Below are 13,650 nucleotides of genomic sequence, written 5' to 3'. Positions count from 1 at the left end.
CTTTGGATCTAGTCCCCGTGGGACCATGGCAGGAAGCCCGTGGATCGAGCGCAGTTGATGTACTCGGCTGACAGCATGCCTTCCGGCAGCACGGACACCTCGTGTCCAAGCTTGACCGCAACCTCGCCCTGAAAGCGCTGGACCATCGATATGGCGGCCTGGAAAATGTTCAGATGCGTGGGATGTGTGTGCGTCCACCGCTCCAATGTCTGCAACGACTCGAAGTAGCCGAACGTGCTCGTGCGATTCAGATCGACGGCTCCGCTCATGTCGTACTCACGGATGTAGCGCATGCCGTAGCACCTCGCCTCGGTCCTGTTGTCGTTGAGGTAGTCCAAACCGACGCGCAAGACCGGCTCGACGTTGCCGAGATACCAATCGACTTCGGCTGCCTGTGCCTGCGACCAGTCTTGGAACGAACGGATCACGCAAGTATTTCCGGGGAGGGTGATCCGGACGCGCCGGCCCCGCGTTTCCGTGGCTGCCGGCGGTCGCCGCATGAAATCGGGCGCGGCGGACGGCATCGTGTCGTGGGCGCTTGCGGGAATGCGCTCGCGAGCGGAGCCCCAGTAGCCGTGCACGTCGGTCTTGCGCATCTGCTTGTCGATCTGCGCCATGCCATCGTAGGCTGCGTCGTTCGAATAGTTGGTTTCGTTGCGCTCGACAGGAATGACCATGGACTCTCGCCACAGGCCTAGCGGCCCCTCAAGAAGCGCATCGGCAGCCCAGAGCGAGGCGACCTGCGGCGTCGTGAGCCACGCAGCGTAGTGCGCAGGCGAATTCCAGTAGGCATAGAAGATGTCGGATCTTTCGCCGCCGGGGCCCGTCGCGATGCCGCGCCCGAGGCTGGCCGGACCCACCGCGCCAGCAAACGTGTTGATCACACGCTCGAGCAAGGCGCTGGCATCAGCCCCGCTCGATTCCACGCCGACGAGGCAACGGACATAATGTGTGCGGTGCGCAGGCGTCGCGACTTCCCACGTAGCATAGTGATTGACGTGGCCTGCGGGTCGCAGGCTTGCGGCGCGATCGCCCTGAGTCGCTGACTTGTTCACCGAAGCTCAACCTTTCTACTGTCCGATGGCGCAAACAATAGCGGATGGATCAAGCAAATTCATCCCTCCAAATGGAGGGATGGGGAGCTGCACACGAGCGCGCAGGTGGGACGACCTTTCCGCGTTAGACCCTGACTTTGTGTTGGCTGATGCGGTCCTGGAGATCACGACAGCTGTTGACCGCGAGCTCCTCGCTGCCACTGCGGTGGACTTGGGGCGGCGCTTGTTCGGTGCCGCTGCGGCGGGCTTCTTCCTGTTCGATGGAGGCGGCACGTGCCCGCAAGTTGTCCATGCCAAGGGGGCCGCAGCCGGGTTCGTGGAGGAATACGAGCACGGTTTGAGGCGAGTGGACCCGGTGTTGCGACTCGTGCGCAGAAGCGGTCGCGCCGCAAGCGCGCGGTGTGCTATCGCACCTGTTGACTGGGGCACGGCCGCGATTGCCGGGCATCTCAAGCGATGGGGATTTGGCGACTCGATGCAGGGGCCGCTGCATGGCGGTGGACGGATTGTCGGGACCCTGAACGTGGTGCGGCATCGCGATGACCGTCCGTTTGGCGCCGGCGATCTCGCAGCATTCGAGAGGGTATGCCGAGCCTTGTCGCATGCGTTGGACGTTGACGTGCGACTTGCGTCGGCGGCCTCGGATTGCGCACTTGCCAACCCGGGCGGCCCTCTGATGAGGCTGGAGGGGCGCGCGAGAGACGTCGGATGGCTCGTCCTCGATGGTGCGACGAACAAGGTGATCGCGCGTCAACTTGGCATCTCTGAGCCGACGGCCAAGGAGCATGTTGAACGCTTGCGCGCGCGCTTCGGAGCGGTCAACCGGACTCAGCTCGCGGCGTGTCTGGCGCAGCACTTGGTTCGTCCGGCCGAAAGCGGATGAGATTGGCAGCGAACGGCCAGCTTGGACGCATTTGAGCCTTCCAGACTGAAACTTCCGGGGCGGTCCGATTGATCAACAGAAAGGAGGCTCTGGGGTTTCAAGATGGAGCGCATCTCTCACGACGATGAGGTGACCCGGCATGGCACTGACGGGTTCAGTCAGCCAAAAGCACATGTCAGTCATGGCGAAGCAGCGGCATATTTCGCCAAGAAGTCGGCCAGTTGCAGCGCAGCGCTGCCGGACTCGTCCTCCAGGCGCATCACTCCGAGCGAGCCAAACGGATAGACAGTATCCAGATGGAGAATTTTGTAGTGCCCCGCTTCCACCAGCTGCCTGACGACGCTGTGGGGCACAAGCGAGACCATATCGGTTTGCTGAAGCAGCGACCAGCTCAGTGATGCGGCCCGTGTGATGATCCTGCAGGTCCTTGCGGGCGGATCCCAGCTGCGCGTCAGGTCTCCAAACAAGGCCTGAGCCGCCGTCGAAATCGGCAAGGGCAACCAGAGCTGCGATTGAAGTTCGTCGAATCGGATGCTGCGGCGCCCGGCCAGCGGATGATGGGATCCGCAAACCACCACGAAGCTGTCGTCGAACAGCCAGCTGAAGGTCCAGCCCTCAGGGAGGATGGACGGCTGGCGGCACAGCACCAGGTCGGCATCCCGATGCGCCACCGCCAAGCCCAGTTGTTCCACGTCAACCTCGGCAACCTGCACCACGATGTCCGGACGCACGGCGTTGAACGCGGGAAGCGCGCGCACCAGCAAGCCCGAAATGCCGCCAGTGATGGAGGCGACCCTTACCGCGCCCTGCGCCTCGCCATGCCGCGCCGCCACCATTTCGGCGCCGTGCGCCAGATTGTCCAGGATGCGCCGCGCCGATGGAAGAAGTGCCGCGCCCATGGGCGTGGGGCGGACACCGCGCGCGTGCCGGTAGAAGAGCTGTGTGTCCAGCAGCTCTTCAAGGTCCTTGAGAAGGTGTGTCACCGCGGGCTGCGTGAGGCCCAGGTCCTCGGCCGTCCGCCGAAGGCTGCCCAGTTCCGCCAGCTTCACGAGCATTTGCAGATGCCGGAAGCGGCTGCGCGACAAGAGGCGATTCAGGAGGACGCTCGGCAGCATAGGTATAAAAGATATTTATCGTTACCCCATTCATTCTATTTGTTGTTAATTCCTGCCAACCTAGACTCGCGCTGAAACCAGGAGACACGCATGAGATCAATTCCCTTCGGTATTCGCTTCGTTCTGCTGATGGCCGGTCTGTGGGCGGCTGTCGGCGTCTGCCAGGCCTCCGAGCCGTATCCGGCAAAACCAATCACGCTGATCGTCCCTTACCCTCCAGGCGCGGCAGTCGATACCGCCGGGCGCCTCATCGCCCAGGATCTGGGCAAACGCCTGGGGCAGCAAGTCGTAATCGAAAACGTCGGCGGCGCCTCTGGAACGATAGGCGCCAAAAAGGCGCTGCGCGCGCCCGCCGACGGCTACACGCTGATGCTCGGGAACGTCAGCGACATGGTTCTGGCCCCGATGATCGTCAAAGACGCGAAATACGAGGGCAGCGACTTTGCCCCGATCGCGAAGATGCTCGGCGGGACCGCCGTGCTCGTTGCCAAGCCAAGCTTTCCCGCCAACACGACTGACGAACTGATTGCCTACGCGAAAGCCAATCCCGAGAAGGTGAGCATGGGCTCCACGGGAAGCGCCACCTTCCAGACACTGGCGGCGCTGATTTTTCAACAGAAAGCCGGCATCAAGTTCGTCGAGGTTCCCTACAAAGGGGGGGCGCCCATGACAGTTGATCTGATGGGCGGCCAGCTCGACCTCGGGGCAATCGCGTTGCCATCCGTATTGCAGTACATCCGGCAAGGAAAACTCAAGTCCCTTGGCGTCCTGAGTGCGCAGCGCGACATCAACGCCCCTGATCTGCCCACCGTCAACGAGTCTCGGCATGTCAAGGACGTCGGGGCCATCATGTGGGCAGGCATCGTGGGGCCGCCCAAGCTTCCCGCGGAGGTGGTCGAGAAGCTGAACAGAACGATCAACGAAATGATGCGCTCGGCTGACTTCAGGCAAGCGCACGCCCAGCTCGGAAGCATCACTTTCGAGCCGTCCACGCCGGCGGACTTCCACAAGTTCATCAGTGAAGAGCAAGTCCGCTATCGGCAACTGATCGATGGCAGGGAGAAATAGATTGACCTCGGTTCAAACAGATGACCACAAGGCGCTGAATTTTCACGACCTGCCCACGCGGACCGCAAGGCTGCGAAACGGGATCGAGCTGTGCTACGTGGAGCAGGGAAACGGTCTGCCTCTCGTCTTCATTCATGGGCTCCTTGGAGACTGGCGGTCCTGGCAACCCCAATGGGATGCGTTCCTGGCGCAGGGCTACCGATGCCTTTCCTACAGCCGACGCTATAGCTTTCCGAATGCCAACGAGTTCGCTTCGCCAGATCATTCGGCGCTGGTCGATGCTGCCGACCTCGCCGGCCTTCTCGATGCACTCGGCATCCCCGCGGCGATCTTGATCGGAACGTCCTACGGGGCATTCACGGCTCTCGCTTTCGCCGTGCACCATCCCAGGCGTGCCCTGGCGATCGTCGCCACCGAGCCACCGATGATGAGGTATGCCGACTTCAGCCACGAGGGGAAAGTCCTGCGCGCCGAGTTCGAGCGTAAAACTCAGGCCGCGGCGCATGCCCTTCAACGGGGCAACGACGAGGAAGCCGTCCGCACGATGACCGATGCGATCAACGGCGGAGAAGCCAGCTCCGCGAACACCGCAGGCGCTTTGCAGCGCCGCTTCGAGAATGCCAAAGCCATGCGGGCGTTGATGCTGTCGACCGATCCGTTTCCATTTCTATCGCCGCAACAGCTGCGGGAAATTGCGCCCCCAACGTTGCTCGTCGTCGGCGAGCGAACGCAGCCGATCCATGACGCGGTGTTTCGCAACGTCTGCGCTGCAATGCCGCAAGCGCGCGCCAGCCGGGTCCATGGAGCTGGACACGGCGTGCATCGGGACAACCCGAAGGAATTCAATGCGATCGCCCTGCAGTTTCTCCAGCGCGAGATCGAATCACTGCCGCGGGCAATCCCGTGAGAGGAGACAAGATGAGCCTTTTTGCAACGCCCCTTACCAGCGCGGGCGGCATCGCTCAGTTCGAGCGCGACCAAAGCAAGCGCGTCCTGTGGGAGAGCCTCCTTTGCGGCTCCATCTATGCGGCATTCCAGCGCAGCTCGTCCGCTTTCGGTCCCACCACCGCAGTCACCTTCGTCCGATCGTCCGCGGGTCCCGACATATCGATCAGCTACAAGCAGCTATTCGAAGGCATCACAAGGACCGCCAATTTCTTGGGGGATATGGGGGGCCGCGGGTGTGGAGTTGCCTACATGCTTCCCGCATCCATTGAAACGCATTTCTTGCTGTGGGGCGCCGAATCTGCTGGGTATGCGGTGCCGCTGAATCCGTTCCTGCTGCCGACCGAAATCGTCGAGTTGGTCAAGTCGGCGGGGTGCAAGCTGTTTGTCGTTCCGAAAACAGACGATCCGGAAATTGCGAGACGGACCGAGGCTGTCAGGCAGGGCGTCCCGGGCATTCGTGTCATCGCGATCGGTCAAGGCCCCTTGCCGCCTTCGGCGATCGAATACGAACATGAAGTTGTGCGATACAGCGGCAGCGAGGCAACGCACTTCGATGCCGCGCGGTCGTCTTTGGACACCGTCGCCTACTTCCACACGGGCGGAACAACCGGAACGCCGAAGCTGGTTGCTCATGCGAGCAAGAATCAGCTGGCGGCCGCAGCCGGTGCTGCTGCCATGCTCCATCTGGGCCCGGGACAACGCCTCACGAATGGAATGCCGCTGTTTCACGTCGGCGGCACGGTCGCGAGCAGCCTCGCTCCTTTCCTGGCCGGTGCGCAGATCGTTGTAATGTCGGGCCTAGGGTTCCGAAACCCCGACATGATCTCCGGTATATGGAGGATCGTCGAGCGCTGCAAAGTGACCGCCCTTGCGGCAGTGCCCACGGCCATGGGCGCTCTTCTCAACACCGCGGTGGATGCCGACATCTCTTCGATTCAATGGGGCCTCACAGGTGCCGCCTCGTGCCCGCAGAGTGTGACCGAACGATTCCAGCAAGTGACCGGGGCTTGCCTGCATGAGGTCTTGGGGATGACGGAGACAGGCGGAGTCACTGCGGTCGATCCCGTCGGCGATGCCTCGACTGCTGGTTCGGTCGGCTTCCGGCTGCCGCACACCCGGTTGCGCGTTCGCAAGCTTCTCAGTGACGGTGCGCTGGGGGCCGACTGCGATGCTGACGAGATCGGCGTGCTCTTTGTTGAAGGCGCCCATGTTTCTTCCGGCTACCTGGATCCCGCCCAGAACGAGGGGGTTTTCATCGAAGGTGGCCTGAACACTGGTGATCTGGCGTACTTCGGCGAGAACGGCAAGCTTTTTGTGGCCGGACGAAGCAAGGACCTGATCATCCGCAGTGGTCATAACATCGATCCAGGCATGATCGAGAACGCATGTGTGGCGCACCCCGCGGTGTCTCTTGCTGCCGCCGTCGGCCAGCCGGATGCATATGCGGGGGAGCTTCCGGTTGTTTTTGTGTCGCTCAAGCCAGGCCAGAAAGCCGATGTCCCGGAGTTGATAGCGTATGCGCGTGAGCGCATTGCCGAGAGACCGGCTTGGCCGAAATCCATATACGTTGTCGATTCGATCCCGATGACACCCGTCGGCAAGATTTACAAACCGGCCCTACGCGCAGAGGCAGCGCGGCGAGCATTGACGGATCAGATTGCACAGATCGCGCCGGGATCAAGCTTTCAGATCCATGTGGCGAGCGCGGGCAAACGGGGCCTGCACGTCGACGTTGAGTTGTCAACAACGGATGAGGCCGCGCGCATTGCGGTCGAGACGTTTCTGAAAGCCCATACCTTCAGCTGGTCATTGATGAAGCCTTCCTAAAACGTAGCGCGTTGCTGTTGTCTTCCAGCGCGGCATGATCGGCCGCGTATCCTCCTGGGGAACGGCCACCCGTACTCGAACGCGGCCAGGCGTGCCTTGTACGCGCACCCCGACTTCGTATATCAGGTCGAGTTGCTACTGAAGCTCATGGCAGAAGGTCAGGCAAACCGCCGTCCTTCACCACGCGGTCAAATGCGGTCCCGTGGGGCCTAGGCTAACGAGCAAGTTTTCCTACTTCTAGCAAGGGAAGTGTTAGGGATTTCGAGTCGCTGCTTGGGCGTCAGTTGAAAGACGCCACAGTCATAGGCGAGGTCACGGGCGGCCGAGCTCATCCTATGAAGCCATTCCGGCTCGATGAGCACCTACAGATTTGGGTACCGTTTGCTCGCGCGGTCAACCCCATCACCAAGGGAAATTGGGAGGGCCGCGAAGTTCAGCCCGATGTTGTCTTGCCGGCGGACGCGGCGCTCAATCGTGCTCACCTGTCCGCCCTAAGACTGATGCGTGACAGCGGAAGGATTCCGCCATAGCTGATGACCTAGACAGGGCGACGACTGTGGCTTCGGAGGCGGAGTCCAAGGCCACTCAGAAGTAGTGGCAGATTGCGGTCTACGCAGCCACAGGGCAATGTCGGGCCCTTCCACGACGGCGACGCATCCGGCTAGAGTCGGCCATAACCCGCCGTCCGAGACGTGCCCCTAGCTAAACCGATACGGTCGTCTTTTCCGCCGGTGGTCGCGACTCGATGCCGCCTCTTTGAGGGTGCCCTCTGATGGATAGACGGAGTCTGCCGGCGGTCGCTCGAACTGCCGCTATCGTTCAGAGGGACCGTACGGCACCTAGTTCCGGGTCAAATTGGTCAACAAGAGGAGAAAACTCAATGAAAATCTCTGCGCTCACTCTCGCATTCGCCCTCGTTTCCCCCGCTGCGCTCGCGGCTGACCAGGAATGGGACTACCAGCTGAGCGGCGTCAGCCCGGCTAGCGGAACGCAGCGCCCGACAAGCGGGAAGAACATCGCCGAGCTCAATCAAAGCAAGGACGGGAGCTACGAATTCCGTATCCGTGGGAATACCGCGCCAAGTTGCTACAAGAGCTTCAGGACCGCTCAGGTGGAGAAGGCCGATGGCACCCTCATCATCACCCCCGAGCCGCTGTTCGGCAGCTGCGAGCGCATTCGCCTTGTTGTTAAGGTGAACGGCAGTGGTGGCGTCCAACAGCAGCTCATAGGCAAGAAACCGAACCAATCGTGGCAGGACGAAGAAGTACAAGGTTATGGCCTCACCGCCAGATGACACCCAACGGGAGAATTCAGGCGCCTGCTTGACGAATACGCTTTCAGAAATTCGTTCATGAAGCTGGTAGCCGCAAGACGGCAAAATCCGAACAGAATCGGAATTTGGGCGCAGCCCTACAGCGGAAGTTCCAGCGCCTCCGATTTGCGCAGCATGACGACCTGCCGTCAGAGATAGTCCGTCGGAATAGCCTGGGAACCCCAGACCGGAACCCGTCCTGCGTACTCTCCCAACCAGACCTCCAGCAATGCGCACCGCCTTTTGCGGAAACTATGACGCCCTTTCGAGGAAAACTACGGATCCGCCATCTCGAGATCGTCTTGATGGTTGCGGATCAAGGCAGCCTGTCCAAGGCCGCTTCCCAGCTGCACATGACGCAATCGGGCCTCTCTCGCGCGATAGCGGAGATCGAGGAGTGCGTGGACGGTCGCTTGTTCGAGCGCTCCGCCAAAGGCATGGTTTGCACGCCCCTCGGTCTGGCCATGTGCCGACACGCCAGCATCCTGCTGAGCGATTTCGGCAAGGCGGAGGCGGATTTGGCTGCAGTCGCCCGAGGGGAACTGGGCAGTCTCACTGTGGGATGTTTTGCGATGTTCAGCGGCTGGCCGCTCGCCGACGCCGTTCGAGGATTTCGCGGGGCCCATCCACAAGTCGCACTCACGATACAGATGGGTACTCACGAGCGACTGATCGAAGACTTGGACTCGGGCTCGCTCGACGTGTTGATCAGTCGCTACACCGCCAGCCTGGATCCGTTGATCTACCGCTCCATTTCCCTGCTGGACGATAGCGTCGTCCTGACCTGTTCCATCGGGCATCCGCTGGCTGCTTCGACTGACCCGAAGTTGGCAGACTGCGCACGCTATCCGTGGTTGACAGCCCTGCCGGGCGGCCGGATACGCAGAGAACTGGACGACATGTGGAGACGGCACAGCTTGGCGCCTCCCGCCATGATTGGTGCCCTGTCACTGGAGTTTGGAATGGCGATGTTGTCCAGCGGCGAGGGGAACTATGTGTGGATGCTCCCCGGAGGCGTTGCTGCAGCTTTGCAGGCGCGCGGCGCGCTATGCGTTCTCCCTGTCGACCTGCAACTTGCGACATTCCCATTGGCGGCGATCTGGCGCAGAGACAGGTCGAGCACGCGCCAGGTCCGCGCCTTCATCGCCGCTCTCGCCAGGGTCGTCAAGGAAGGACAGGCGGCGTAGAGCGCGTCTGATCGATCGCGCTGTTCTGAGCCTGTGATCGCAGGCATGAGTGTCGCGCATGGCGATGCTCGGAAGCCGCATGACCAAAAGTACTCACGCATGCCTACCATTGCCCGGCATGGCGGACCGTGTCCACGTTCCGCATGTCACGACGAGGGGCATCCAAAGTGGGCGAAGACGTGCAAGCCATTGTTCGCAATGGCAAGGTGATCGGAACTCGGGAACATGGCGTCTGCCGGTTCAGCGCGATTCCGTATGCGCAGGCGCCTGTTGACGACCTGCGCTGGCGTGCTCCGGTGGCTGCGCAGTGGACAGGCTGTCTGGACGCCACACGACCTGGTCCCGTGGCGCCGCAACTGCCCTCACGTCTGCGCGGCGCCATGGGCGACTTCGACGCTGCGCAGTCCGAAGACTGCTTGCACCTGACCGTCTGGACCCCAGCAGCTGATGGCGGTCGACGCCCCGTGGTCGTCTGGCTTCATGGCGGCGCGTGGCAAAGCGGCGGCGCAGCACTCGAGTGGTACTCCGGGGCGCAGCTCGCCGTGCAGGGCGACATCGTGATGGTCTCGCCGAACTATCGCCTGGCCGCACTGGGCTGGCTTTTCGTTCCGGGCATGGTTGCCAACGTGGGGCTGCTGGATCAAGAGGCTGCCATCGATTGGGTTGTAGAGCACATCGAGAGTTTTGGCGGCGATCCGCGCAAGATCACGGTCATGGGGCAGTCTGCGGGTGCCGCATCGATTGCATGTCTCTTGGCCAGAAGGCCGCGCTTCAATCGCGCAATCATGCAAAGCGCTTCGTTGGGACGTGGATTCCGCAGCGTCGAACAGGCCCATCGATTGGGACGGATCCTGCTTCAAGCGGCAGGCGCCAGGGATCTCGACGAAGCACGCACGCTACCGTGGGAAGCACTCTTGCGCGCGCAGCAGGCTCCAGAGGTTGTCGAGGCCTTGATTGCGGAAGGCGACCATCGCAGCCTCTTCGCTCTGGTCAGCGATGGGGAAGTTCTCCCTCAGGACATGCAGTCCGAGCTGCAGGCCGCCGCAGGCCGCGCCGATGTCCTCATCGGCTATACGGGAGACGAGATGAAGGCCTTCCCCGACGCGCCGATGGACGAAGCCGGTCGGCGCGTCGGCGATGAGATCTTTGGCGCACCTTCGCGCCAATGGGCACAGGACGCAGCTGCACAGGGGCGCGGTGCGTGGGTCTTCAAGTTCGACCACGCTCCCTCTGACGCGTTCGGGGCATGCCATTGCATCGAACTGCCTTTCGTTTTCGGCACGCTCGATCGATTTCGCGATGCCCCGATGTTGCATGGCCTTCGTCCGCAAGACGCGCAGCGCCTGATGCGGGAGATTCAAGCGGCCTGGATCGCTTTCATTCGAGGCGGTTCGCCTGGATGGGATGCCTCGCCGCGGATCAGGGCCTTCGATTAAACGCTAGGTGCGTCCTGTAACTCAGCTCCGAAAGGGAACATCTTGATCAAAAAGATCGTTGCGGCATCCTTGATGCTCATGTCCGCCGTCGCCATGGCAGGGTTCCCGGAGGAGCCGGTAAAAATCATTGTGGCAAATCCGGCCGGCGGGCCAGTGGATGTCATGGTGCGCGTCTTGGCCCATCGACTCAGCGCGTCGTGGGGGCAGCCAGTCGTGGTTGAGAATAAGCCAGGCGGGTCGGGTATCGTGAGTACAGGCGCATTGGTCAAGGCCAAGCCTGACGGCTACACGCTGGGCATGGTGGTTGCGTCTGCTCTCACCATCGTTCCATTTGCAGTGGAAAGGCTGCCATACGATCCCGTGCGTGATCTGAAGCCGGTTTCACTTGTCGCGCGCACGCCTTTCGTCTTCGTCGTTGATCGGGCTAGTCCTCTCAAGACTTGGCAGGACTTCGTGCGGGAAAGCGCAAAGCGCGACTTGAGCGTGGGCTCCATGTCGATTGGCACGGCGTTCCATCTCGTGTGGGAGCAGACTGCACGACAGGCAGGCATCAAGGCGCTGTATGTCCCTTCGCCGTCCTCCGGCAAAACGCAGAGTGACCTGATCGGCGGCATCTTGGACGTGGCGCTGGATGCGCCGTCCAGCGCCAAGGGTCTGATCGACGGCGGGCGCCTACGGCCACTCGCGGTCACGAGCAAGGAGCGATTCCCCGGGTTGCCGCAGACACCTACTCTCGAGGAGCTGGGTCTGAAGGGCTACTCCGCCCAGCCATGGATCGGGTTGATGGCGCCGGCCGGCACACCCGCAGACCGCATCGCACAGATCCAGCAGGCAGTTGCGACTCTTCTCAAAGATCCTGCGCTGAAGGCGCAGATGGAGTCTCTGGGCATGACCCCGGTGGGCAGCAGTGCAGAAGAGCTTGCCGCCACGATCTTGAACGACCGACGGGACATGGAACCTCTGGTGAAAAAGCTAGGCATCAGGCTGCAATAGCACTTGCCGGGCTTGCTGTTTGCGGAAGTCCGCAAACAGGCGTGCCGCTCACTGGCAGTGACCACGATAGCGAGGGCGCACCTGCGATCCCTTGCATGCGCACGCCACGGTCGCATCAACGGAACCGTTCGATCCTCTCGCCGCCTCTATTGACTCCAACTGCGGTGAGACCTTGGCCCAAAGAGCGATAAGTAACCTTAGAGAAATCTGCAATGAAAAAACCTCTGTTCGCGCTGATCACTTTGACCGGTTGTGGCATCGCATTGGCTCAGTCGTCCGTCACGCTTTTCGGCGTGGTTGATGCGTCAGTCAGTGGCTATTCAAATCGTTCGAATGACGAACGCGCGGTGCTGCTCCATCAAGGCAGCGTCAAACTCAGCCGTACTGCGCTCTCCAATTCCGGCTACAACCCGAGCCGTCTGGGCTTCCGCGGCACGGAAGACCTCGGCGGAGGCCTGGCAGCTAGCTTCTGGTTCGAAGCGCCGATGACAAATGACGATGGTGCCACCGGCGTTTCGAGCTTCACGCGGCGCTCAACGGTAAGCCTGTCAGGTGGTTTCGGTGAAATCCGTCTTGGTCGCGACTACACGCCGACGTTCTGGAGCAACGCCGTGTTCGATCCGTTCGGCGCCAATGGTGTCGGCACCAATTTGATCCACTCCGCCAACAATTTCAATGTCACTGGCGGCACGGGTGGCGTCGCTGGGAACCCCAACGTTCTGCGTGCCAGCAACTCGATCGGCTACTTCCTGCCACCGAATCTAAGTGGTTTCTACGGCCAGCTGCAGTATGCGTTCCATGAGCAGACCAAGTACGATCCGGGCACATCCACGCCGGTAAACGCACTCGGCGTTGCCGCCCCAACGCGTGCTGGTAGGTATGTCGGCGGCCGCTTTGGCTATGCCGACGGCGCGTTGGACGTTGCAGTGGCGTATGGCAACAGCACGAGCGGTGATCAGTTCTATCTTGGCACCACCGATTCTGTGAAGACCATGAACCTCGGGGCGTCCTACGACTTTGGGCCGGTCAAGCTTTTTGGAGAACTGTCGCACTCCAAGAGCTCGCGCAACTTCGCAGTCACCCCGATGGCCGCAACCAGCGGTATCGATTTGGGAGGTTACCTGCTCGGTGTGACCGTGCCCATCGGCGCAGGCCTAGTTCGCGCGTCCTATTCGCGCGTCCACTACGACCGCAACCTGCCTTTCACCCTGCTCGATGATCCGAAGGCAAGCAAGCTCTCACTGGGCTATGTGTACAACCTTTCGAAGCGTACGGCGCTTTATGCAACGATTGCACGCGTGAGCAACAGGAATGGTGCCGCTCTCACCGTAGGTGGTGCGGCCTTCATCAGCAACGCTGTCTTCACTCCGCGACTCTCGAGGGGCTATGACTTGGGCATTCGGCATGCATTCTGATGGTGACGTCGCTCGCATCGGCGCACCGTCCCAGCCGAACAAGTTGAGCACGGCAGAAATTCCGGATTGCTTACGCGACGTACGGCAAGCCTAGTTGCCCCAAGCGCGATGCAAACTTGCAAGACATACTCGAGCCGGACGCCGGTAGTGTCCCGGGAGTCGCGTTCGTGCTCGACATGCAGCAGCCAGGTGCTGAGCTGGCGTTTTAGCCCGAGGTTCTCGAAAATGTCAGTGACCTACTGTCCGGTGGATGAGCGTCATTCCAAGGGTCGCTCAATATCTGATGTGAATGTGAGGCAATCTGAATCGCCCCGGCTCTGAACTGACCCCAGAAGTTGGACGAACTTCAAGGGGTTTCATGAAGAAGTACGAAGCGGAGTTCAAGCTCAAGGTCGTCGAGAGCTTTTTAGC

At 61.4% G+C, this 13,650-nt stretch carries 11 protein-coding genes; 9 read left to right on the top strand and 2 right to left on the bottom strand.

Annotation, left to right across the window (positions count from 1 at the left end; translation table 11 throughout):
• Window positions 1–8: 8 nt before the first annotated feature.
• On the bottom strand, window positions 9–1,055 hold the full coding sequence (locus tag FB547_RS28600) for a phenylacetaldoxime dehydratase family protein (protein ID WP_145747014.1): 1,047 nt from the start codon (window positions 1,053–1,055) through the stop codon (window positions 9–11).
• Between FB547_RS28600 and FB547_RS28595 the strand changes: the two genes are divergently transcribed.
• Window positions 1,048–1,938 carry a helix-turn-helix transcriptional regulator gene (locus FB547_RS28595; protein ID WP_143042901.1) on the top strand — a complete coding sequence of 297 codons (891 nt, stop codon included), beginning with the start codon at window positions 1,048–1,050 and terminating at the stop codon, window positions 1,936–1,938. The genes FB547_RS28600 and FB547_RS28595 overlap by 8 nt on opposite strands.
• A 179-nt stretch (window positions 1,939–2,117) precedes the next feature.
• Here FB547_RS28595 and FB547_RS28590 read toward each other — a convergent pair whose 3' ends face one another.
• A complete protein-coding gene (locus tag FB547_RS28590) occupies window positions 2,118–3,053 on the bottom strand; it encodes a LysR family transcriptional regulator (protein WP_093299966.1) in 936 nt (311 codons plus the stop codon).
• 90 nt (window positions 3,054–3,143) lie between these two features.
• On the opposite strand from FB547_RS28590, the gene FB547_RS28585 reads away from it, so the two are divergent.
• The 8 genes from FB547_RS28585 to FB547_RS28550 all read left to right on the top strand — a co-directional run bounded on the left by FB547_RS28585 (window position 3,144) and on the right by FB547_RS28550 (window position 13,239).
• Window positions 3,144–4,121 (top strand): Bug family tripartite tricarboxylate transporter substrate binding protein, encoded by a 978-nt coding sequence (locus tag FB547_RS28585; protein ID WP_093299965.1) that lies wholly within the window; start codon window positions 3,144–3,146, stop codon window positions 4,119–4,121.
• Window position 4,122: 1 nt separating this feature from the next.
• Window positions 4,123–5,028, top strand: a complete 906-nt coding sequence (locus FB547_RS28580) for an alpha/beta fold hydrolase (protein ID WP_186454275.1) — start codon at window positions 4,123–4,125, stop codon at window positions 5,026–5,028.
• A gap of 11 nt (window positions 5,029–5,039) precedes the next feature.
• Window positions 5,040–6,896 (top strand): AMP-binding protein, encoded by a 1,857-nt coding sequence (locus FB547_RS28575; protein ID WP_145747012.1) that lies wholly within the window; start codon window positions 5,040–5,042, stop codon window positions 6,894–6,896.
• A gap of 880 nt (window positions 6,897–7,776) precedes the next feature.
• Entirely contained in the window at window positions 7,777–8,190 is a 414-nt protein-coding gene (locus FB547_RS28570) for a hypothetical protein (RefSeq protein WP_145747011.1), read from the top strand.
• A 272-nt stretch (window positions 8,191–8,462) separates the two neighbouring features.
• On the top strand, window positions 8,463–9,395 hold the full coding sequence (locus FB547_RS28565) for a LysR family transcriptional regulator (protein WP_145747010.1): 933 nt from the start codon (window positions 8,463–8,465) through the stop codon (window positions 9,393–9,395).
• Between the two features lie 167 nt (window positions 9,396–9,562).
• Window positions 9,563–10,831, top strand: coding sequence for a carboxylesterase/lipase family protein (locus FB547_RS28560; RefSeq protein ID WP_261380438.1), 1,269 nt, complete (start codon window positions 9,563–9,565; stop codon window positions 10,829–10,831).
• Between the two features lie 42 nt (window positions 10,832–10,873).
• Complete coding sequence (locus FB547_RS28555) at window positions 10,874–11,824, top strand: Bug family tripartite tricarboxylate transporter substrate binding protein (protein ID WP_261380437.1); 951 nt, start codon at window positions 10,874–10,876, stop codon at window positions 11,822–11,824.
• Window positions 11,825–12,036: 212 nt separating this feature from the next.
• Window positions 12,037–13,239 carry a porin gene (locus FB547_RS28550; protein WP_145747009.1) on the top strand — a complete coding sequence of 401 codons (1,203 nt, stop codon included), beginning with the start codon at window positions 12,037–12,039 and terminating at the stop codon, window positions 13,237–13,239.
• Window positions 13,240–13,650 lie beyond the last annotated feature (411 nt).

It is taken from the genome of Variovorax beijingensis (assembly GCF_007828835.1).
In the GTDB taxonomy this organism is placed as follows: Bacteria; Pseudomonadota; Gammaproteobacteria; order Burkholderiales; family Burkholderiaceae_C; genus Variovorax; species Variovorax beijingensis_A.
This window is presented reverse-complemented; position numbering and strand designations above follow the sequence as displayed.